The sequence below is a fragment of the Cohaesibacter sp. ES.047 genome (assembly GCF_900215505.1).
Classification (GTDB): domain Bacteria; phylum Pseudomonadota; class Alphaproteobacteria; order Rhizobiales; family Cohaesibacteraceae; genus Cohaesibacter.
Genome location: NZ_LT907844.1, coordinates 4436468 through 4458954 on the forward strand (window position 1 = coordinate 4436468; position 22487 = coordinate 4458954).

13 protein-coding genes are annotated in these 22487 nt (G+C 55.8%); 6 read left to right on the forward strand and 7 right to left on the reverse strand.

Annotated elements, in window-relative coordinates; all coding sequences use genetic code 11:
* Positions 1-248 precede the first annotated feature (248 nt).
* Positions 249-1415, reverse strand: a complete 1167-nt coding sequence (locus CPH65_RS20330; protein ID WP_244574466.1) for a cysteine desulfurase family protein — start codon at positions 1413-1415, stop codon at positions 249-251.
* Between the two features lie 319 nt (positions 1416-1734).
* Here CPH65_RS20330 and CPH65_RS20335 point away from each other — a divergent pair, with 319 nt between their 5' ends.
* Positions 1735-2427, forward strand: a complete 693-nt coding sequence (locus CPH65_RS20335) for an alpha/beta hydrolase (protein ID WP_096175535.1) — start codon at positions 1735-1737, stop codon at positions 2425-2427.
* A 169-nt stretch (positions 2428-2596) separates the two neighbouring features.
* Here CPH65_RS20335 and CPH65_RS20340 read toward each other — a convergent pair whose 3' ends face one another.
* Entirely contained in the window at positions 2597-3745 is a 1149-nt protein-coding gene (locus CPH65_RS20340) for an anhydro-N-acetylmuramic acid kinase (RefSeq protein WP_244574467.1), read from the reverse strand.
* 163 nt (positions 3746-3908) lie between these two features.
* On the opposite strand from CPH65_RS20340, the gene tyrS reads away from it, so the two are divergent.
* A complete protein-coding gene (gene tyrS, locus CPH65_RS20345; protein ID WP_096175536.1) occupies positions 3909-5165 on the forward strand; it encodes a tyrosine--tRNA ligase in 1257 nt (418 codons plus the stop codon).
* 90 nt (positions 5166-5255) lie between these two features.
* Here tyrS and CPH65_RS20350 read toward each other — a convergent pair whose 3' ends face one another.
* Positions 5256-8669: an AsmA-like C-terminal region-containing protein gene (locus tag CPH65_RS20350; protein WP_096175537.1), complete on the reverse strand. Its 3414-nt coding sequence runs from the start codon at positions 8667-8669 to the stop codon at positions 5256-5258.
* A gap of 277 nt (positions 8670-8946) precedes the next feature.
* Between CPH65_RS20350 and bcp the strand changes: the two genes are divergently transcribed.
* From bcp to CPH65_RS20365, 3 genes are all read left to right on the forward strand, one after another.
* Positions 8947-9432 (forward strand): thioredoxin-dependent thiol peroxidase, encoded by a 486-nt coding sequence (bcp, locus tag CPH65_RS20355; protein ID WP_096176538.1) that lies wholly within the window; start codon positions 8947-8949, stop codon positions 9430-9432.
* A 250-nt stretch (positions 9433-9682) separates the two neighbouring features.
* Positions 9683-11119 (forward strand): M23 family metallopeptidase, encoded by a 1437-nt coding sequence (locus tag CPH65_RS20360; RefSeq protein WP_096175538.1) that lies wholly within the window; start codon positions 9683-9685, stop codon positions 11117-11119.
* Positions 11120-11476: 357 nt separating this feature from the next.
* A complete protein-coding gene (locus tag CPH65_RS20365) occupies positions 11477-11626 on the forward strand; it encodes a DUF3563 family protein (RefSeq protein WP_096175539.1) in 150 nt (49 codons plus the stop codon).
* Between the two features lie 314 nt (positions 11627-11940).
* Here CPH65_RS20365 and prfB read toward each other — a convergent pair.
* The 4 genes from prfB to CPH65_RS20385 form a co-directional block, all read right to left on the reverse strand.
* Positions 11941-13075, reverse strand: a protein-coding gene (prfB, locus tag CPH65_RS20370; protein WP_096175540.1) for a peptide chain release factor 2 whose coding sequence is annotated in 2 segments (ribosomal slippage) — positions 11941-13005 and positions 13007-13075 — 1134 coding nt in all. Because the reading frame shifts where the segments join, the coding sequence is not laid out codon by codon here.
* Positions 13076-13212: 137 nt separating this feature from the next.
* The gene (locus CPH65_RS20375; RefSeq protein ID WP_096176539.1) at positions 13213-15663 is read right to left on the reverse strand and encodes a penicillin-binding protein 1A; all 2451 of its coding nucleotides are present in this window, start codon (positions 15661-15663) and stop codon (positions 13213-13215) included.
* Between the two features lie 285 nt (positions 15664-15948).
* The gene (locus CPH65_RS20380; RefSeq protein ID WP_096175541.1) at positions 15949-17190 is read right to left on the reverse strand and encodes a sodium:proton antiporter; all 1242 of its coding nucleotides are present in this window, start codon (positions 17188-17190) and stop codon (positions 15949-15951) included.
* 50 nt (positions 17191-17240) lie between these two features.
* Entirely contained in the window at positions 17241-18557 is a 1317-nt protein-coding gene (locus tag CPH65_RS20385) for an N-acetylmuramoyl-L-alanine amidase (RefSeq protein WP_172891556.1), read from the reverse strand.
* A gap of 764 nt (positions 18558-19321) precedes the next feature.
* Between CPH65_RS20385 and CPH65_RS20390 the strand changes: the two genes are divergently transcribed.
* The gene (locus tag CPH65_RS20390) at positions 19322-22300 is read left to right on the forward strand and encodes a ribonuclease E/G (RefSeq protein ID WP_096175543.1); all 2979 of its coding nucleotides are present in this window, start codon (positions 19322-19324) and stop codon (positions 22298-22300) included.
* Positions 22301-22487: the final 187 nt, after the last annotated feature.

Consider the following 22487-nt stretch of genomic DNA (forward strand, 5'->3'; position numbering starts at 1 on the left):
ACCGCCGGTCTACGGGTCAAACGCCCTGCTCTCTGCTTCATCGATGATCTGATGCTGGCCCATCAGCAAGGTGAAACCGTCCTGGGATGTCCGATTGCAGACTGTAAAACATCCCATTCCACCTTGATATCAGCGTCCCGACTGAGCGGAACCGCCAACACATCCATTCCAATTTCTGCACACATCACGTGCGCTCAAAACTTTCCATTACCCTTATATAGGGATTCCGAAACGACAAACTCAACAATTCACCCGGCTTTTCTTGAGTATTTCGCACATATTTTCTCAAGAGCTCCCAACAAGTGCTCGACATCCGCCTCAGAACTGCTCCAGCCAAGGCTCATGCGGATGGCGCCAGATGCCAGTTCAGCGTCATATCCCATGGCCGACAGCACGTGGGATGCGGACACCTTGCCCGATGAGCAGGCAGACCCGGAACTCACTGCAACACCAGCCAGATCAAGCTGGATGAGCACCGTCTCCCCCTTCAGGCCAGGAACCACAAACTGGCATGTGTTGCCCACACGCGATGCCGCGGCCCCGAAGATTTCCACCTCAGGCGCGATCTCGGTCAAACGGGCCTCAAAGGCGTTCCGCAATTTGGTCTGGATCGCAATGCCATTTTCACCGCTCAGAGCGTCTTTGGCCAGAACGCAAGCCTCGCCAAACCCGACAATCCCTGCGACATTTTCGGTCCCCGCCCGCAAGCGGTGCTCCTGCGGGCCGCCTGTCAACAAGGGTTCCGGCTCCAGCCCCTCAGCGGCCATCACCAGAGCACCAACGCCCTGCGGCCCACCCAGTTTATGCGCGGACAGCGACAGACTGGTGCATCCAAGCGTCTCGATATCGAACGGAATACGCCCGGCGGCCTGTACGGCATCAAGATGGAAATAGGCGTCATACACTTGTGCCAATTCGGCAATCTCTGCGATCGGCTGGATGACGCCGGTTTCGCTGTTCACCGCCATCACGGCGATCAGAGCACGCCCGTGACGGCGGTCATGATCATCGAGCCGAGCACGCAAGGCGCCAAGATCAATGACACCGGCCCGGTCAACCGGAATTTCGCTCCGCTCGCGCACAGAAAAGCGTCCACCGGACAGAACCGACGGATGCTCGATGGCACTGATAAAAAGATGAGAGGCTGAAGCGGGCTGGAATTCCTCTTTCATTCCCTTGCCGAGCGCCAGCATATTGGCTTCGCTCGCACCGGAGGTCAGGATGACATGCCCTGCCTTGGCCCCGACCAGATCGGCCACCTTTGCCCGGGCGGCTTCGACCAGCGCGCGCGCCGCACGCCCTTCGCGATGCACGGACGACGGATTGCCGATGGTGCCATAAGCATCAAGCATCGCGTCCCGCACGGCAGGCCGGAGAGGGGATGTCGCATTGTGATCAAGATAAGCGCGGGTCATAGCCTTGATTATCTACCTTGAGATGCACAGATTAGAGTTTGCCTTTTCGGACCGCACAGACATCAAACACTCAATAATTCGGCCAACTCGTCTAAAAGACTTGAAATGACACTCTTTCTTTGTGCTATGAAGGGCGGACAAATGGATCTAGCCACCTCTAGTTTTGAATGGTTCTAAAAATACGCTATTAAACTTGTCTCTATCAGTCAAGTTATAACCATTCGACACATCGCAGGTAATTTGTATTTACACATATTTGTCCTGCGTGATCGTGGCGCGATCCTGACGAGACAACCATAAAGAGAGGACCGGGCACTCTATGCCAGAGGTAATCTTCAACGGCCCTTCGGGGCGCCTGGAAGGCCGTCTTCATCCTTCCAAAAACCGCAAAGCTCCGATCGCACTCATCCTGCATCCGCATCCCCGCTTCGGCGGCACCATGAACAACGAGATTATCTATCATCTCTATTACATGTTTGCCCGCCGCGGGTTCACGGTTCTGCGGTTCAACTTCCGCGGCGTCGGCCGCTCGCAAGGCACATTCGATCACGGTGTAGGAGAGCTGTCCGATGCTGCTGCTGCGCTCGACTGGGTCCAGACCTTCCATTCCGAAGCACCGGGCGTCTGGATTGCAGGCTTCTCCTTTGGTGCCTGGATCGGCATGCAGCTTCTGATGCGCCGCCCGGAAGTCGAGGGCTTCATCTCGATCGCGCCACCGGCGAACCTCTATGACTTCTCCTTCCTTGCCCCCTGCCCGTCCTCCGGTCTCATCACTCACGGCGGCATGGACAAGGTCGTGCCGCACAAGGATGTTCAGGCCCTCGTTGACAAGCTCAAGACCCAAAAGGGCATTGTCATCGATCAGGAGATCATTCCCGGTGCCAACCACTTCTTCAAGGAAGAGACGGATCAGTTGATCAATGTCTGCGCCAACTATCTTGATCAGCGCATCGGCTTCGACCCGACCCAGCTTGAAGATTTTTCCGAAAGCGATGACGACGAAGACGCCTAGCGTCCGCCTCTGACAGGTTTGGATCAGTCGCAAGAAATCACGGCCGCCTCACAAGGGCGGCCTTTTCATTTTTGTAAAACGCCAGATTTGCAAAAGGCCAGCCGCTCTGAATGCTCCTGATCGGCGTAATTTCCCGGCACATCCACCATGCCAATTGCCCTCACCGCACCTATATCTTGTCGGCAGGCATGGCCATCACACCACCCGGCATTGGCGCGGCGACGCCGGTCGTCCCCGGGAACGTCAGCGGCAGTCCTTTCCGTGAGCGGATCGCCAGATAGGCAAAGGCCTCGGCTTCCAGAGCATCCCCACGCCAGCCGAGCGCATCAGCCCCCATGACAGGCATGTCCAGTGCCTCTGACAATTGTGCCATCATCCAGTCATTGCGTTGCCCACCGCCACATATGATGGCCATCGTGGCAGCGCCGCCAAACCGCACTTCCATATGTTCAAGGCCAAGACAGATCGTCTCGACCGTGAACGCCGTCAGGGTTGCAGCGCCATCCTCCGTCGAAAGCTGCGCCACCGGCTCGATATCAAAGGCATTGCGATCGAGCGACTTGGGCGCCTCACGCTTGAAATAGGGATTGCCCATCAGGCCAAGCAGCGCCAGAAAATCAACCTGACCTTTTGCCGCGATCTGGCCGCCTTTATCCATCGAGACATCCGCACGCGCCCGCACCCAATCATTGATCAGCGCGTTGCCCGGCCCACTGTCAAACGCCATGAGACCACCATCCGCACCAATCCATGTGATGTTGGCAACCCCGCCGATATTGACCACCGCAACAGGCGGCGTCACGGGGATGCTGCTCGCACCAACAAGCGCCTGATGATAGATCGGCACAAGCGGCGCGCCCTGCCCGCCAGCGTCAACATCGGCAGCGCGAAAATCATGCACAACGGGCAAACCAGTCGCATCAGCCAGCGCCTGTCCGTCTCCGATCTGCATCGTGACCCCCGCAGCCGGATTGTGCCAGACCGTCTGGCCATGGAACCCGACAAGATCCGGGCGAAAACCTTCCGCCCCTTTGCCGGCTAACAGCTGCGCGACAGCCTCTGCATGCGCCTTGGTGATCATCGCCTCAGCCTCAGGCAGGCACCCCGGCCTTGCGTCCCGATCCTCAAGCCCACGGGCATCATCAAGCGCCTGACGCAAGAGATCCTGCTCAGCGCCGTCATAGGGCCGAAAGGCCGGCGCGATGGGGCGAACAGCCGCTTCACCATCGCTCTCAATCAGCGCAGCATCGACGCCATCGCAGGAAGTTCCGCTCATCAAGCCCACCGCCAGAATGCTTTTCTTCTGATTTTCTGCCAATTTTCTTCCCCTTCGTGCAAATGCGATGGTGAATTCTCTTCTGAACTTTGCTAGACCAACGATCCTGAGGCTCTTTGCGGTGCGCCCGGCATCGCGTCTTGCGCATGCGACTCAAGAGCCAAGATTAGCAGTAACAACCGTTTAATTAAGGAGAAAAGCGGCAATGACCGCCTTCAAATCCGAATTTCTTCACACCCTGAATGAGCGTGGCTTCATTCATCAGTGCTCGGACCCGGAAGGGTTGGACAAACTCTTTTGCAATGAAACGGTGACTGCCTATATCGGCTATGATTGCACGGCTCCCTCGGTTCATGTCGGCAATCTGGTGTCCATGATGATCCTGCACTGGATGCAGAAAACCGGCCATCGCCCCATCGCCCTGATGGGTGGCGGCACCACGATGGTGGGTGATCCGTCCGGCCGGGACGAGAGCCGCCTGCTTCTGACGCCAGAAAAGATCCAGTCCAACAAGGACAGCATCCGCGAGATTTTCTCCAAGCTGCTGACCTTTGGTGATGGTCCGACCGATGCCGTTCAGGAAGACAATGCCAACTGGTTACTCGATCTCAATTATGTCGAATTCCTTCGCGACATTGGCAGCAAATTCTCGGTCAACCAGATGCTGGCCCGCGATGCTGTGCGTCTGCGTCTTGAACGCGAGCAGGCCCTCAGCTTCCTTGAATTCAACTACATGATCCTTCAGGCCTATGACTACACGGTGCTGAACAAGAAATATAACTGCAAGCTTCAGATGGGCGGCTCGGATCAGTGGGGCAACATCGTCTCCGGCATCGACCTCTGCCGTCGCATGAACGGGGTTGAGACCTATGGTGTCACCGTGCCACTGATCACCAAATCCGACGGATCCAAAATGGGCAAGTCGGTTGATGGTGCCGTCTGGCTGCGCGCGGATATGTACAGCCCCTACGACTACTGGCAGTTCTGGCGCAACGTCAGTGATGCCGACGTCGGACGCTTCCTGCGCCTTTACACCACAATGCCGATGGACGAAGTCCGCCGCCTTGAAGCGCTGGAAGGCAACGAGTTGAACGAGGCCAAGAAAATCCTCGCAACCGAGGCAACGGCTCTAATTCATAGTCGCGCCGATGCCGAACAGGCCGCCGAAACGGCTCGCAAGACCTTCGAGGAAGGTCTGGGCGCGACTGCCAATCTGCCGACCATCGAGATTGCCAAAAGTGATCTTGAAGCGGGTATGGGCATCCTTTCCGCCTTCGTCACCGCCGGGCTTGCAAAATCCAATGGCGACGCGCGCCGGTCGATCAAGGGCGGAGCTCTCAAGATCAACGACGCAACGGTCAGTGACGACAGCACCAGTCTCGGTCTGGAAGACGTCAATCAGGACGGCGTGATCAAGCTCTCTATGGGCAAGAAAAAGCACGTCCTGCTGAAACTCGCCTGATCACTCATTTTCAGCGATGATCAAGGCCCAATATAAAAGGCTCCCCACGCTTGGTGCGGGAGCCTTTTTTGATCTCCGATCCAGATTTCCTCAGCGGAATTCGAAGAGTTTGCGCAAGACACCGGGAGCAAGGATCGACGCCGGATTGACCACCACCGTTGGATTCCCCAACTTGCCCTTGATCTGATAGGTAAGCCCAAGCAGCCCCTCGTTCTTTCGGTTGCCCAACGCTCGACCGATGAGCGGCAGACGCGAGAAGATGTTGTTCACCGTATAGGCAGGAATATAGGTCCCGGACAGCGAAAGCCCCTTGTTGCGCATGTCGATGGTCCCGCTCACGGTAGCGCCCAGCACGGGCCCTTTGAGAACGCCGCTTGTCACGGCATAGATGCCTTTCGTGCCGGAATAATTGATCGTGAAACGCTCGAACTGGCTGTTCACCTGTTTGGTGGAAAGGGTACTCGCACGCTGCTGTGCCACCTCGCCGCTGATATTGAAATCCTTGACATAGACCGATCCGGATATTTCGTCCCAGCCATTGCGCAGCACGACCGAGAGATCAAGCCGGCCGCCGATCACCCGATCAATGACACCCATGAAACGGAACAGAGCTCCCGCATTGCCCGTAGAAACATGCAGCACGGGTTGCTTGGCGGCTTTGGTGCTCACCTCAAGAGAGGATTGGCCATCAAGCAGGCCGCGAACGCGAACGGATTTGACTTTTCCTCTTTCAACGTGCTGGCTGCCTTCAAAATTGGTAATGGTGTGCCCTGACAAGCCAATCACCTTGTCGAAGCTTGCATTGATCACATAGCCCGACTGCATCGGCGGCGCGCCCTCACCCGATGCACCAAGATTGCTCGCAAGCAGTTTCCCCCGCAGATCGAGTATGCTGCCCGTTGCGCGCAGGGTATAGAAGTTCTTCTTGCTCTGAACCACATCAAGTCGCAGGCGATCACCTCGGCTCAACTCAAGCTTGGAGATGGTCAGGCTCTTGAGGCCCTCTTTGGCATGCAGCTCCGCGGCCCCTTCCGCCTTGAAGCCATCGCCGGAAATGCTGATATTCTCAACCGTGACATCATCGCCCGACTGGATGACATCGAAGGTCGCCTTGCCCGATACATTGGGTTTCTTGCGCCAGCCAATTTCATCCATCACCAGTGATGCCTTGCTGAGGTCGACCTCGACCTTCGTCACGCTGCGTGCACCACCGCTTTGGGCAATCTTGACAGCAACGGGACCACGAAGCCATTTGTCGAGATCAAGTCCGAGATTGCGTCGGTCGTCATCGAAGAGCTGCAACTGGAAATTCGAGGCCAGTTCCACCGAGTCGTCTGTCGACGTCGTCAGATCAAGATTTGTCTTGATGCCGTCCATCACCCCATTGCCTGCAATGTCGATGCGCTTGCCATCGGTCCCAATGGTCAGAGTCGCATCCTTGATGCTATGCCCCCGAATGTTGTTCCGGCTCGAGAAATCCTCCAGCGTGATCTTCGCGCTGTAAACGACATCGTCCTGCTTCAAATTCTTGATGAATGGAAAGGACACCTGCACGCGTGCCTTGGCCCTGCCTGCCACATCGTCGGGCGTGTGTTTCTCCTTGGCCAAAACATGCAGCGGCGCACTGTCGACAATTTCACCCAGCGCCTTGGCCGATCCGGATCCTTCCAGCATGATGATCCCGGTTGCCGGTTTTTCGGAATGGTCCGGGATCTCGATCCGGCCTGAGGAAATGGTGAAGGACCGCTCACCCTTGGTGATGAATCGCCCTTTCGTCAGGTTCGAAACAAAAGTTCGCCCTGTCACCAATCCCGTTCCGTTGACACCGACAGCTGGCGGAAAATCACCAAATCCCTTGAACCGCGCATTCTTGACGCCGAAGGTCATGTTGACCGCATCATCGGGCAGCACCAACCGCCCCTGTTCGTTGCGTTTCAGCATGCTCTGGGTCAGCGCGAGGTCAACAGTCGCTCCGGTCAATTCACCTTTTTCGACATTCTCGATCACCCATTTTCGGGCACCATTGGCCACACTGATCGGCCACATTTGGGTCAGCAGATCATAGGGCATCTGAGAGATCACAAACGTCATCCCCGTAGTCAATTCGCCTCCGACCATGGCCATGGAGCCACTGCCCTGAATCGACCCTTCATCCGCCAGCATGGCGACACGATCAATTGTCGCAATGCCGGTGTCCCGACCGATCTTGGTATTGAGGATGAACTTGTTGAGCTTTTCGGGCGGCAAGGGATTGTCCCGTGCAGCAAGGGTGATATCGGTCCCCTCCAGAGCAATGCGGATATCGCCTTTACGAGACTTGGGCCAGATGGCCAACCCCTTGAACGCACCGCCGGTTTCACCAAAATGCACATCACCGCGCGTCAGCCTGAGAGCCCGCAATCTCGGCACCCATTCAAACCGGAAACTGGCCTCATCAAGCAGAGCCGTATCTTTCTCGCCAAAATCAAGCTGCCCTGCCCCAACATCGAGCGCAGCGAGCATGCCAACCAGCTCTCCCTTGAGATCAAAGTCGAGACGTGCCCCACCATAGAAGGGTGAAGAGAACTGAAATCCTGGGCGGTCGTTGTCGAGTTCGGGAGAAAAATCAGCCAGAGCAACATCTGCAAAACGGAATTCGATGGACCGCCCCTCGACACCGCGCTCCTCTTCCGGCATGGGGAATTCAGCCATGGCGAAACCGATGCGGCCATTGCTCCCATCCGCAGCAAAATCGATCCGCCAGAGATTGTCTTTCTCACCAATGGGATTGTAGGAAAACGCGACTTTTTCAAAGGTGCGTGATCGTCCATCAATCGCATCATCGAAGGTCACCTGAGTGTCGCGAATGAGGATCCTTGGCGGCCGCTTTTTCAAGTCATCATCCGCAAGCGGACGGATCGCACGACGCATCGCATAGATGTAGGACACGAACCCCGGTTCGCTTGCGTCATAGAAGATCGCCTCGGAGCGTACTGGCGGCCCCACCACCTCTTCCATGGCGCCGGGATCCTGACCGGCAATGAGAAAGCGTCCGCGTTCATCGCGTTCAACATGCGCCCTCATGCTGGGAATGAAGATCATGGAAGGACGGAATCGCCTGTCGAACAGATCCATCAATCCCGCTTCAAGATCGATGCGGGGCGCTGAAAGAAGAATTCGCTCACCCTCGCGCAGGGTTACATTGGACAGCCTGAGGGCCACAAGACCATTTTCAGCAAGGCTGATCTGGGCATCCTCGATATCCAGCATCTGCCCTTCAGGAAGACGGTCCGCCGCTTCTTCTTCGATTTCCGTGAGAAAAGAGCTGACCGACAAGGGAGAGATCCAAAGACGCAGCGCGCCAAGACCGATCACCAGACAGAGAACAAGGACGAGGCCTCCCAGAACATAAAGGATCTTGCGGACAACTGGGCGACGCTTTTTCCCGTTCGGCCCCTCGCCACCTTCGGAAAGGTTGCCCTTGGCTGACTGTTCAGCGGGTATACCGTTCAATTCGTCAGCCAAACTGCGTCGCCTCCCTATGTTCTTGTCTCTTCCCAAATCGGATTTCAGACGCCATTGCAAGTCCTGAGAACCTGATCACGCTTGTTCTGTTAGGCTAGAATCGGGCCCTTAACAAGAATTATCAAAATCCGAGTTGGTTCGATCAAGGGAATATGCCCAAATATACCGGCTTATCCGGTCTCGAATTGGTCCGGAGCTTCCAAAAACCCGTATCAGGAAGCACAAGCCACGATCCGTGCAAAAGAATGGTGCGAAAAAGGGACGAAAGGATGACGACATGACAGACAAGGCAACAGTGCTGGAACAGGGAGATACCGCTCCGGATTTCTCACTCCCGACCAACGGCTCCGGTACAGTGACGCTCAGCGCTCTGCAGGGAAACCCGGTTGTGGTCTATTTTTATCCAAAGGACAACACGCCGGGCTGCACCACAGAAGCCCTCGATTTCAGCGCCCTCAAGGATGAATTTGCAAGCCTTGACACCACCATCATCGGCATCTCGCCTGATAGCGTGAAAAAGCATGACAACTTCGTCGCCAAACATGACTTGACGATTCTTCTGGCCAGTGATGAAGACACCAGCACGTGTGAAGCCTATGGCATCTGGGGTGAGAAGAAGATGTATGGCAAGACCTTCATGGGCGTCGAACGCAGCACGTTTCTCATTGACAAAGAAGGTAAAATTGCCAAGGTCTGGCGCAAGGTGAAAGTCAAGAACCACGCGTCAGACGTGCTTGATGCCGTCCGGACGCTGGACAAGTAATCCAATGGCAATGCCGGGGAAGACCGTCCAGCGGCCGCCCCGGCATCGCTCTCAAAAAAGCAAGATTCTCATGCCATCCCCTCTTTTTCCTTAACTCTTGCTGCCTTACCGGCCCGGCGACTAAGCTACGGTTTTTACGAAGATTTAACCTTCAGGCATCGCGCCTCAAAACAGCTCAAGTAACGAAATATTAACCATACCAAGGCTTTAATTATCGCAGTCGAAGACCAGTAAACGAGTTGGGCTGCACATGTTGTCAGATGGTAGACGCCGGAATTTCGGTCGCCGAAAGGAGCCGCATCGCATCATCATTGCGCATGGCGATGTGGTACAGGATTTTACCGTACGCCCATGGATCATGTCTTCCGTCTTTGGACTCGGTTTGGTTTTCAGCCTTCTTTATCTTTCCGCCACGACATATTTGGTCTTTCGCGATGAGGTCATCAGCTTCTCGCGCGCCGAACAGGCCCAGGTGCAAGCGGCCTATGAGGATCGCATTGCGCAATTGCGGTCGCAGCTTGATCGCGTCGCCAGCCGCCAGATGATTGATCAACAGGCGATTGAGACCCATGTGCAGCATCTCATGCGCAAACAGGCGGATTTCGAAGCCTACTCTTCCGTCCTTGAACCGATCATCGAAAAGGCGCGCAAGGCCGGTGTCGCCATCCGTTCCGAGTTGAACGTCCCGATCCCGCGCCCTGCACCATGGCGCGAGAAGGAAAATCTCGAAGCCAGCACCAAGTCAGCACAAGTCGAGCAGCCGAAATTGGCAATCGCCAGCGCAAGCAACATCAGCGCCTTTCAATCGCCAAGCCATATCTCTGGGCGGTTCAAGGAACTCACACAGCTGGGCTTCCGATCCTCTCATTCGCTTGATGACACCCCGGACATCACAGGCAGCATCGTGGTTGCCGAAGCCTTGCCGCTCGGGCTGGAACAGCCCAGCATTCTCGACACCCCGGCAGTCGCGGAGGGCAATCAGACGGTCGTCAAGCTCGCAGACGCTGCAAACCGCCTAGAAACGGAAATGCTCGATAGTCAGGTCATCCTGCACAATCTGCTCAATGACCTGCAGCGCAAATCCACGCGGGTTGAAGCGCGCATCGCCAAACTGGGCATCAAGGTTCCTTTGCCATCCAGCGAAAAGCTCTCGATTGGTGGTCCCTTCATCCCAGTGAGCAGCGACATTGATCACGATAGGCTGGCCGAAGACGCAGAGAAGGTCAAACTGGCGCTGGACCGCTTCGTGCAGCTCAAGGATCAGGTCTACCGTCTTCCCATATCCCACCCGCTGCCCACAGGACACCTGAGCAGTCGCTTTGGCATTCGGCGAGATCCTTTTCTCAAGCGCATGTCAATGCACTCGGGCATCGACATCGCGGATAAATATGGAACACCCATCCGCTCCGCAGGCACAGGTATCGTCACCCATGCCGGTCGCAAATCGGGTTATGGTCTGATGGTGGAGGTCAACCATGGAAACGGTGTCGTCAGCCGCTATGCCCATATGAGCAAGACACTGGCCAAGAAGGGTGAAAAGGTCACCAAAGGCACAATTATTGGCAAGGTCGGCAGCTCGGGACGGTCCACCGGCCCGCACCTGCATTTCGAAACACGCGTGCGAAACAAGCCGGTGAATCCCTACTCCTTCCTGATTGCAGGCCAGGAATTGCGTCGCCTCATCTAGCAATCCCAATAGCGTCAAAGGCAGCGCCGGATCGGAACAGGGGTCTTGGCGTCACTACTCTGGATGGCATTGCCGGTTCCGGGTTGATACTCCATACGCATTTCAATGCGCCAAACCAGGATCGTGCCCCCCCCCATATTTGGGCATCCGGCCCCACCGCACAACAGAAACTACACCCAAGCAATTGTTTTTGAATAATTATTCCCTATACCATTCATTTTAGGAGCAACGGAAAATTACGGTATGCACATAACGCATGGCTGTTCAATCCATATAGCGCTGGTTGTTCCCACAGACCACGGGTATTGTCTCAACTGTAAACAGAACAGAGAAACAGAGACAAAAGGAACTGAAAATATGTTCAGTACGATCAAAAAACTCGCAAGCGCCTTCCACATTCCCAGCAATGCCGAACTGGAAGAAGCATACCTGAATGATGCCGCTGACGGCTACGATCTTGAATATCGTATGCGCCAGATCGACCGCGGCAACGTCCGGTTCCAATAATCGGACAGCTTGGCCTTCAGAAAAGGGAGAGTGGCAAACCGATCAAAAGATCGCTGAATTGCCCCAAGGTTAATCAAAACCACCCGATCCGAACCAACGTCCCCCCAGATTTCGGACGAAGGCAAAAAAACAAGTAGATTTGAACAAGCGCGTGTATCCCACGCGCTTTTTGTTTGTCTGGATTCGGGGCACATGTTCCCCACGCTATTTTGTTTTATGAAAAGCCAGTCATCGTGCGCCCGATCACAGAGGTACGAAAAAGCCCGGCTCAGATGAACCGGGCTTTCGAATGATCTGATCTGGCAGCAAGTGGCCTAGACGATGTCCTCGACATTGACACCGTCATCATCCCCATAAGCCCGTTGCGCCAGCGCGGCCTCCATATAGGGGGTCAAAGCGCCATCGAGCACGTCCTGCGGGCTTGTGCTCTCCACGCCCGTGCGCAAATCCTTGACCAGCTGGTAGGGCTGCAACACATAGGACCGGATCTGGTGGCCCCAACCGATATCGGTTTTGGAGGCCGCTTCTGCACTGGCCTTATCTTCCCGAATCTGTAGCTCTCGTTCATAAAGCCGCGCTTTAAGCATGTCCCATGCCTGCGCCCGGTTCTTGTGCTGAGAACGTTGGTTCTGACACTGCACCACAATGCCGGTTGGCTGGTGGGTGATACGCACGGCGGAATCCGTCGTGTTGACGTGCTGTCCACCCGCGCCAGATGCACGGTAGGTATCGATGCGACAATCGCTCTCGTTAATATCGATATCGATGGAGTCGTCGATCACCGGATAGATCCAGATGGAAGAAAACGACGTGTGACGCCGCGCCTGACTGTCGAACGGCGAAATACGCACAAGGCGATGCACGCCGCTCTCCGTCTTGGCCCAGCCATAGGCATTTTCGCCCTTGACCATGATGGTTGCGGCTTTGATGCCCGCTTCCTCGCCTGCGGTTACCTCAAGCACTTCTACCTTGAAACCAGACTTCTCTGCCCAGCGCGTGTACATGCGCAAAAGCATAGAGGCCCAATCCTGACTCTCCGTACCACCGGCACCGGAGTGCACTTCGATATAACAGTCGTTGCTGTCAGCCTCGCCCGAAAGCAGGGTTTCGATCTGCTGGCGATTGATGTCCGCAAGAAGCCCCTGCAAGGTGGCCTCGGCATCGGCCACGATCTCGGCATCATCTTCCATCTCGCCCATTTCGATGAGCTCGATGGAATCCTCAAGATCCTGATTGGCCTTGGTATAGCCATGGATCGCGTTTTCCAGCTTCTGGCGTTCCTGCATCAGCTTCTGAGCTTCCTGCGGATCGTTCCAGAGGTCCGGATCTTCGGCGAGGTTATTGAGTTCTAGGAGACGTTTTTGCGAGACATCCCAGTCAAAGATGCCTCCTCAGCAGAGCAAGACCCTGCTTGATTTCGTCGACTACATTCTGAATTTCTGCGCGCATTCTCGTCTCATTGGCAAGAGGCAAGCCAATCGGACCCTCGGCCCGACCAGCCAAATTACCCCTGAATCGGGAGCAAAAGATGATGGCGGATCAACGGGCTTTAGCCAGACTTCGTCCGCCATCAACTGGATGGGAGGTTAATACAGACCGCCAGTGCCCTGCGTCAAGGCACGTTCGGCCTCCTGTGCAGTGACAGGCCGTCCCATGTCATCGGTATAGCCGATGACAGAGTAGCTGTCCGGCGGTGCTGTGCCCGGTTTAAAGGCCTCCATGATCACGCCGCCATCGCTGCTGGCCGATGCCCGAAGGCCCGTCCGGCGATCAATCGGAATGAGCTGCAAGCCTTCCGGCACCGCGAACGGTTTCTTGGGCTTGTCCTTCAGAGCAACCTTCATGAACTCGGTGAAAATCGGCGCAGCCAAATGGCCACCGGTCGAACCGCGGCCCATCGGGCGCGGACGGTCGTAACCGACATAGACCCCAACCACCAGATCGGGTGAATATCCCACGAACCAGGCGTCCCGCTCGTCGTTGGTGGTGCCGGTCTTGCCCGCAATCGGTTTGCCGACTTCACGCACGACCGGAGCTGTACCGCGTGTAACGACCCCTTCAAGCATGGAAGTGATCTGATAGGCAGTCATCGGATCGAGCACCTGTTCGCGATTGTCGATCACTTCAGGCTCATCCTGATTCTGCCAGCTCTGCACGTTGCAGGCGTCGCAGATGCGCTGATCATGCTTATAGATGGTTTTGCCGTAGCGGTCCTGCACACGGTCGACAAAGGTCGGCGTTACACGCCGTCCGCCATTAGCGAGCATCGAATAGGCCGTCACCATGCGCATGACCGTCGTTTCACCCGCGCCCAGCGCCATCGACAGCACCGGCATGAGATTGTCATAGATGCCAAAGCGTTTGGCATATTCGGCAACAAGCGGCATGCCCATGTCCTGTGCAAGACGCACGGTCATCACGTTACGTGACTTTTCGATCCCAAGACGCAGGGTCGAAGGACCATAGAATTTGCCACCATAGTTCTGGGGCCGCCAGATGCCCTGTCCACCACCCTGCTGGATCTCGATCGGCGCATCCATCACCACGCTCGAAGGCGTGTAGCCATTGTCGAGTGCTGTTGCATAGACAAACGGCTTGAACGACGATCCGGGCTGACGGTAGGCCTGTGTCGCACGGTCGAACTGGCTCTGGTCATAGGAAAACCCGCCAGCAATCGCGAGGATCCGACCCGTATAGGGATCCATGGCAATCAACGCGCCAGAGACTTCCGGCGGCTGCTCCAGACTGTAGCTGCCATCCTCCTCTTTGGTCACATAAACCACGTCACCAGGCGCGAATACATCAGAGGTCTTTCGAATCGCCTTGCCCTTGCGATCGCCCTTGGACCACTTGGCCCATTTCAGATCTTTGAGCGGAATGGTGCCAGTTTCACGCGCCGTAGAGACCTCGCCTGTAGCGTCTTTTTCGGGACGCAAACCAATGGTCGCTTCGTTGTCGCCAGCTTCCAGAACGACGGCCAGCTTCCACTCGGGAACGTCAGAGAGCGGATCGATCTTGTAAAGAGCGGTTCCCCAATCATCGGTAATCGACGCTGTCTTCACGGGACCGCGCCACCCCTTACGGCGATCATACTTGATCAGGCCATCATTGAGAGCCTTGCGGGCTTCAACCTGCAGATCAACATCAAGCGATGTGCGAACCGACAATCCACCCTTGTAGAGCTTTTCGGTTCCGAATTCCTCGTCAATCCATCGGCGCACTTCCTCGGCGAAATAGTCCGCAGCAAATATATGCGCACCACGGGGACGGAACTTGACCTCAAGATCGGACGCCTTGGCCTGATTGGCCTCTTCGATTGTGGCATAGCCATTGTTGACCATCTGGTCGATGACCCAATTGCGTCGCTCGATGGCCTTTTCGGTATCATGGATCGGATGATAGTTGTTCGGAGCCTTGGGTAGGGCCGCCAGATAGGCCACCTCGGCCAAAGTCAGCTCGTGTACGGATTTGTCGAAATAGTGCAGCGCAGCCGACCCGATGCCATAAGAACCGATCCCGAAGAAGATCTCGTTGAGATAAAGCTCAAGGATCTCGTCTTTCGAGAAGGCCTGCTCGATACGCATTGACAGAAGCGCTTCCTTGATCTTGCGCTCATAGGATTGCTCCGAGCTTAGAAGGAAGTTCTTCGCCACCTGCTGGGTGATGGTCGACGCACCGACAGGACGCCGGTTCGATCCATAATTGCGCACGTTGGTCACGATCGCACGGGCAATGCCCATGAAGTCAAGGCCGGCATGATTATAGAAATTTTTGTCCTCGGCAGACAGGAAAGCCTGTTTCACACGATCAGGAATTGCCTGAATAGGTAGGAACAGACGACGCTGTTCTGCATATTCCGCCATCAACTGACCGTCAGCCGCATGAATTCGGGTCATCACCGGTGGTTCGTAATTCCGCAAGGCCGTGAAGTCGGGCAGTCCCGCCATCATGGAGTTGAGGAAGATGTACACGGCGACCGCCACGACGATGAACAGAACTGACCCTGCGGCAAACAAAAAGCCGAAGAAACGCCAAATTATCATATCTGTCCCTATTTTCTCATTCGCTCGGAGTTGCGCAACTGACACCGCAGGGTGCCGCTCTCAGGTCGTTCCATCCCATGCAAAGTCGCAAGCACGAATCATGTTTTTAAGGATTCGGACCCCGCAACGCAGGGCCAAGACTTATTCTGCCAATTTTCAATTTGCAACCATTCCATCACATTGGGGCAGCAAAAGGGCTTGGAATGCCACATATTGGGCACAGTGGCATTGACCGAAACAGCGTGTTATTTTTGCCACACCGCCCCGAGCGCTCGGATTTCAGGTCTTGGCCTGCTTGTCATCCGCCCCGTTCCGCCGCCTCTTGCTCTCTTGATCCAACTGCGCGAGCCAACGGCTCATGGGATGGGTGGAAAGGCCATGCAGAAAGACACTCATCAAGACAGTCGTGAAAACGACCCCGGCAATGAAATCCGTATGCGGAACACCAGCATTGCTGACAATCTCGACGAACACGAGGCTCGCCAGACCGCGCGGTCCAAACCATCCCAAATAGGTCTTCCCGGCCAGTGTTTCACCAGACCAGGCAAGAGACAGAATGATGGACAGGCTGCGCACCACGGTAAGACTGAGCAAGGCGTAGACCAGCACTGTCCAATGCATCACGGGCATCATGATATCAAGCATGACCGCACCGAAAAATACCCAGACAACAAGAGATAACGTCTCTCCCACCTCGGTCGCCCCCTCGATCATACCGTGGGAGAAGCGCTTGGTCAGTTGCCGGAACATCAGCCCGCCACAGAAAGCCGCGATATAGCCGCTGCCCTCCAGTTCCTGTGCGAAGGCAAAACTGCACATCGCCAAGGCAACAACAGGAATCTGCTTCCAGTCGGCATCGACCCAATTAAAGCGCTTGGCCTGCTGCATCAGAAAAACGCCAACCATCGAAACAGCGACACCAACAACGACGCCCAGACCGATCTCGCGCAGAAGGATCACCATCACATCGGTGCCGCTCATCGACGAATCCGGCAGCGCAACAGCCAACTCGATCAGAACCAGAAGGACCGGCACCGCAAGACCATCATTGAGCCCGCTCTCAACATTAAGGCCGGTGCGCAGATAGTTCGGCACCGCCTCGTCATGCAGACATTCCGCACCAAGCGCGGCGTCGGTTGCCGCCAGACAACAGGCAACAATCGCGATTTCCCAGATCGGAAGGTGATCGAATAAAAGCCAGCCGACGGCGGTTCCCAGCAGCATCACCAGAGGCATGCCGATGAACAGCATGCGTTCGGGAATGCGGATTTTGTGCACAAGAGCGGACCGATTGGCCGTGGCTGCATCAGTGAAAAGCACAAGCGCCAGTGTCCAGTCGGCAAAGGTGCGTACACTGTGGGCATTGATGTTGAATTCAAACAACCCAAGGCCCCAATTGCCTGCCAGCAATCCAAAAAGCACAAAGATCATCGGCCCGGTCAGCACCGTCGACGACAATCTGGCCGAAATCAGCGAATAGAAAAAGGCAAAGGCCGCAAGCAGTCCGACATTGGCAATCATGACAATCCTCTCACGGCCATGCGTTCCGCCCGACTTGGGAGGACCGGATCCTATCCCGCGTCCGGTGCAATCAGACCACTGGACTGCGTTGAGCGACGCAGAAAGAACGTCCGCATCGATTTCGAAATGGACTCGACCGCCTTTTCTTGCCAGGCTTTCGAAGCCAGCGCCGACTGATCCTTGCTATTGGACAGATAGCCCAACTCCACCAGCACGCTGGGGATGTCCGGTGCCTTAAGCACCTTGAACCCGGCAGAGCGCTCAGGGGTCTTTGACAGTCGGATGGAAGACTTCAGCGCACCAACCAGTGTGCGCGAGTAAAGCGCCGAATGATTGGAGGTCTCTCTGCGGGTCAGATCGATGAGAATGTCCGCGACGACATCATCATCCTTCTCGATCTCAAGACCGGCGAGAAGATCCGACCTGTTTTCCTGCCTTGCGAGACGCGCGGCAACAGCGTCCGACGCCTTGTCCGAAAGGGTGTAGACCGTGGCTCCACGCACATAACTCTGCCTAACCGTATCGGCATGAATAGAGACGAACAAGTCCGCTTTCAACTCCCGCGCAATGGCGACGCGCTTCGAAAGTGAGATGAACACATCTTTCTCACGGGTCATGGCAACCCGAACATGCCCGTCCTTCTCCAGTCGCTTCTTCAGCGCCTTGGCAAAAGTCAGCACCAACTCGCTCTCTTTGAGACCAGAGCGCGATGTGGCGCCCCGGTCAATGCCCCCGTGCCCCGGATCAATCACCACCAATGGCCGTGGGTCTTCCGGGGGGGCCTCATCCACAGCGCTGGACGCTGCAGCTACAGCAAGGCGCTTGTCGTCGATCGTGCCGTCGACATCGACGTGCATCACATCCTTCATGGTCTCCTTGACAAAGACGTCTTGCTCGACCGCTTCAAGTTCGATCAGGATCTTGGCAGGAATATCATCAACCGGCGGGAAGGTCTGGGCCTTGATGATCCGCACAGGGTCGGTCAGGTCCAGAACGATGCGAGAGCGGGAGCCGCTGAAGGAACCAAACCGGAAATTCTTGACCAGCGCACGCTCCACCTGCCCCATGCCATGCTCGACCTCGAAATCCATGCCCGGCAGATCGATTACCAACCGGTAGGGTTCATCAAGGGCAAAGATCGTGAAGTCGACAGGCTGGCTGACATCAATCACAAAGCGCGACAGCTCTTTGGTGCCAGTGGTTCGCACGGCTTCAACGACAACAGGGTCGGAGCCAGACTGATCATCCGCCCGCGCTCCATCAACGCCAAACAACGATACAGCCGCAAGACACACCAGAAGGGTCAGCAAGGCTCTGCCGCTTGCGCACCGGAGCCGTGCGCTGACGTCTGCGAGAATGGATATCATTCGAGCTTTTCGTTTCAAGGATCCGCTCATGCTCAAGAAGTCTCTATCTGCCTTTGAAAGATTTGCTAAACCATAAACACGTCGAGGTTAACCCCATCTTGACAGAAATCACCTAAGAGTGACTCAAGCCTACTGCTTTCATACAGGACTTCGGGTGTCCATATGTATCAAATGCGACACAGATGATGCGTTGCACTTGCATATTCCCGCAAGGAACCCTAAAAAGGCCAATGGGCTATTGTTGCAAAGCAATGATCCGATTCGATGATTTGCATGTTTGACCGAGTAAAATCAGAAGATGCAAATTGACGGCAACCGCACCCGTTTCGACGTGTTCAACGACCGTTGCGACGAAAGGGAGCGCCGACGAATTGTACATGCCAAGCTTTAAGCAAAATGCCTCAGGATATCAGACTGTTATCCTGGAAACATGATTTTTCGCCGCAAGTCCCTTGGCTCTAACAAAGCTTGGGACTTACTGGCCTTTTAGAACCCCCTCCCCGAATGCAGCGTTTTTTCGCATTCGCCGGGTAGCGAATTTCAACAAGAGGACCCCGCCAAGTGATGTGCACAACGACAAGACAGAAGGTCGGAGATCGCTTTGCAGCCATGCTGCATGCCCTGACCAACGGTCGTCGGCACGTCCGTCCACAGGAGAAGGCAGGGTCGTCCCCAGATAAAAGCGGAGAAGCGCGAACCTGCCGAGTGTCGGAAATTCCGGCCAGAACGGTTGTCGGCGCGCCTTTCCGTGGAGACACGTTCCAATGCCAAATCAAATGCTCGTCGATGCGACGCACCCGGAAGAGACCCGGGTTGTTGTCGTACGCGGCAATCGGGTCGAGGAATTCGACTTTGAGTCCGCCAATCGCAAACAATTGCGCGGTAATATCTATCTAGCGAAAGTTACCAGAGTTGAGCCTTCGCTTCAGGCTGCATTCGTCGACTACGGCGGCAACCGTCATGGCTTTCTCGCATTCAGCGAAATCCATCCCGATTATTACCAGATCCCGGTAGCTGACCGTCAGGCGCTCCTTGAGGAAGAAAAAGGCCATCATTCCGACGACGAGGAAGATGAGTCCGAAGCGGCCGAACCAAAGCGCAAACGCTCTTCGCGGTCTCGCCGGAATTCCAAACAGTCCAAGAAGAACAACGGCGACGCCAAGCAGCCAGAAGCAGCAGACAAGACGGACAATCAGTCCGACAGCGACACCTCTGCGGCGGACACCCAGTCTGCTGATACGCCCGATTCGGAGCCTGCGAACAATCCGGAGAACAACGATGTGGCCGCGAGTGCTGCCTCGGAGAGCTCCGATGTTCCGGCCGCTGACGCTCCTTCAGGATCAGACGATGACGACAGCAATCCGCCAGCACAGGCGCACGCAGTCGCCAAGGATGACAGTGTCGAGGTAGACCCTGACGACATCGAGGAAGCCGAGGAACTGGACGACGACGAAAAAGTCCCGTTCGAAGCGCTCGACGACAGCGATGACGATGATGATTCCGATGAGAACGGCGATGTCGAGCATGTCGGTGCTGAAGACGCAATGGAAGAAGTACCGGAGCGCCGCACCCGTCGTCGCGCTCGCCAGTACAAGATCCAGGAAGTCATCAAGCGTCGCCAGATCCTTCTGGTTCAGGTCGTCAAGGAAGAACGCGGCAACAAGGGCGCAGCCCTGACCACCTATCTTTCCCTCGCAGGCCGTTATTCGGTCCTGATGCCGAACACGGCACGCGGTGGCGGCATTTCGCGCAAGATCACCAACGTGACCGACCGCAAGCGCCTTAAAACAATTGCTTCCGAGCTGGAAGTTGCCGACGGCATGGGCGTCATCCTGCGCACAGCCGGTGCATCGCGTACCAAGACCGAGATCAAGCGCGATTTCGAATATCTCCTGCGTCTGTGGGAGAATGTTCGCGATCTGACCCTACAATCCGCCGCGCCGACGCTGGTCTATGAGGAGGGATCGCTGATCAAGCGATCCATTCGAGACCTTTACAACAAGGACATCGATCAGGTTCTTGTCGCTGGCGAAGAAGGCTACAAGGAAGCCAAGGGCTTCATGCGCATGCTCATGCCGAGCCATGCCCGCAATGTTCAGCCCTATCGCGATCCGCAGCCGATCTTCACGCGCATGGGCATCGAAAATCAGCTCGACGCCATGTTCAGCCCGCAGGTCACACTGAAATCCGGCGGCTATATCGTCATCGACCAGACCGAGGCTCTTGTCTCTATCGACGTCAACTCGGGGCGTTCGACCCGCGAGCACAACATCGAGGACACGGCGCTTTCGACCAACTTGGAAGCGTCCGAAGAGATTTCCCGTCAGTTGCGTCTGCGCGATCTGGCCGGCCTTGTTGTCATCGACTTCATCGATATGGAAGAGAAGCGCAACAACCGGTCTGTCGAGAAACGCCTGAAGGATTGCCTCAAGTCCGACCGTGCCCGCATTCAGGTCGGCCGCATATCCCATTTCGGCCTCATGGAAATGTCCCGCCAGCGCATCCGCACCGGCGTTCTGGAAAGCTCCATGGACCCCTGCCCGCATTGTCATGGCACCGGCTATGTCCGAGCATCGGCCTCTGTTGCGCTGTTGATTCTGCGCTCCATTGAGGACCACCTGCTCAAGGGTGTGACCCATCATGTCGTGGTCAAGACCCGCGGCAATGTGGCTCTTTATATCCTCAACCAGAAACGTCAGAACCTGTTCGAATTGGAAGGCCGCTTTGGCGTGAACATCTTCATTGAGGTCGACGATCATCTGGAAGGCAAACATCTGGAAATCGAACGGGGGGATCCGCTCGAGGAGCCAGTCGCTCCCACTCCGACCGTTTCCATGCTGATGACCGACGATCTCGACAATGACGACGATCTCGAGTTCGAAGCCGAAATGGAACGCGAACAGGATGAGGAAAGCAGCTCGAAAAAACGCCGCCGTCGCAGACGTCGCAAGAAAGGCAACCAGCAAGACCTGAGAAATGGTCAGCAGGATGACGATAACGATAGCGATGATGGCGATAATGACACCGACGCTGACGATGACAGCGAAAACGGTGAAGCCTCCTCTGGTCAGCAGGACGCTAGCAGCGATGATGACAATGACGAAAGGCCGAAAAAGAGCCGTCGTCGTGGTCGCCGCGGCGGTCGCCGTAATCGCCGCAATCGCAACAATGACGGTCAGGATCAGACGTCTGACGCTTCAGGCGAAGATGATGCGGCATCCGCAAGTGAAGGGTCGCCCGACAGGTCTTCTGACGACAGCTCTTCTGATGCCAGCTCTTCTGAAGAAAGTTCCTCAGAGAATAGAGCATCTGTGAGCGATCAAAATCCGGACCGGAATGACGCCCCAGAACCGATCATCTCGGCAGAACCGACAGGCGAACTGCCTGACATGGCACCGATCGCTGCAAGTGAAGAAGTCGGCAATGTCACTGAAGAAACAGTGACGCCCGAAATCGCAGCGCCCGAACCTGCATCAGAGGTTATCAGCGAAGCCGCAAGCTCCGAAGAAGCCGCAGCAACTATGTCAGACGTAACGCAAGCAGCCGAACCCGCTCCAGATGCGCAAGCATCGGTCGAGAGCACGGCAGAAAACGAGCAAGACGACGTCAAAGGCGAGGAGGCAGCAGATGCCGACACCGCCCCCTTTCCCGTCGAAAGCAAACAAGAAAAGTCCGAACCAGAGCAGTCAGAAGACAAACGGCCCAAGCGCTCCGGTTGGTGGAATCGCAACGGCTTTCTTTAAACGCTGGTTGAAATTCTGACCCAGACTTCTTGGATCAACACAAAAGCCGCTTCCCTTCGGAAGCGGCTTTTTTTATCCACAAGCGGTCATCTCAATCGGCAGTTTAATCGGCAGTTTAATCGAGAACGCCAAATACCATTCAGAATTGAGTTAACCAGCACTATTACCAATACAAATCCCGTAAAAA

Excerpts from the sequence above, each read along its gene's own strand:
- bcp (WP_096176538.1), top strand. The coding sequence starts at position 8,947 with ATGACAGACAAGGCAACAGTGCTGGAACAGGGAGATACCGCTCCGGAT.
- CPH65_RS20335 (WP_096175535.1), top strand. The coding sequence starts at position 1,735 with ATGCCAGAGGTAATCTTCAACGGCCCTTCGGGGCGCCTGGAAGGCCGT.
- CPH65_RS20330 (WP_244574466.1), bottom strand. The coding sequence starts at position 1,415 with ATGACCCGCGCTTATCTTGATCACAATGCGACATCCCCTCTCCGGCCT.
- CPH65_RS20380 (WP_096175541.1), bottom strand. The coding sequence starts at position 17,190 with ATGATTGCCAATGTCGGACTGCTTGCGGCCTTTGCCTTTTTCTATTCG.
- tyrS (WP_096175536.1), top strand. The coding sequence starts at position 3,909 with ATGACCGCCTTCAAATCCGAATTTCTTCACACCCTGAATGAGCGTGGC.
- CPH65_RS20385 (WP_172891556.1), bottom strand. The coding sequence starts at position 18,557 with ATGATATCCATTCTCGCAGACGTCAGCGCACGGCTCCGGTGCGCAAGC.
- CPH65_RS20390 (WP_096175543.1), top strand. The coding sequence starts at position 19,322 with ATGCCAAATCAAATGCTCGTCGATGCGACGCACCCGGAAGAGACCCGG.
- CPH65_RS20365 (WP_096175539.1), top strand. The coding sequence starts at position 11,477 with ATGTTCAGTACGATCAAAAAACTCGCAAGCGCCTTCCACATTCCCAGC.
- CPH65_RS20360 (WP_096175538.1), top strand. The coding sequence starts at position 9,683 with ATGTTGTCAGATGGTAGACGCCGGAATTTCGGTCGCCGAAAGGAGCCG.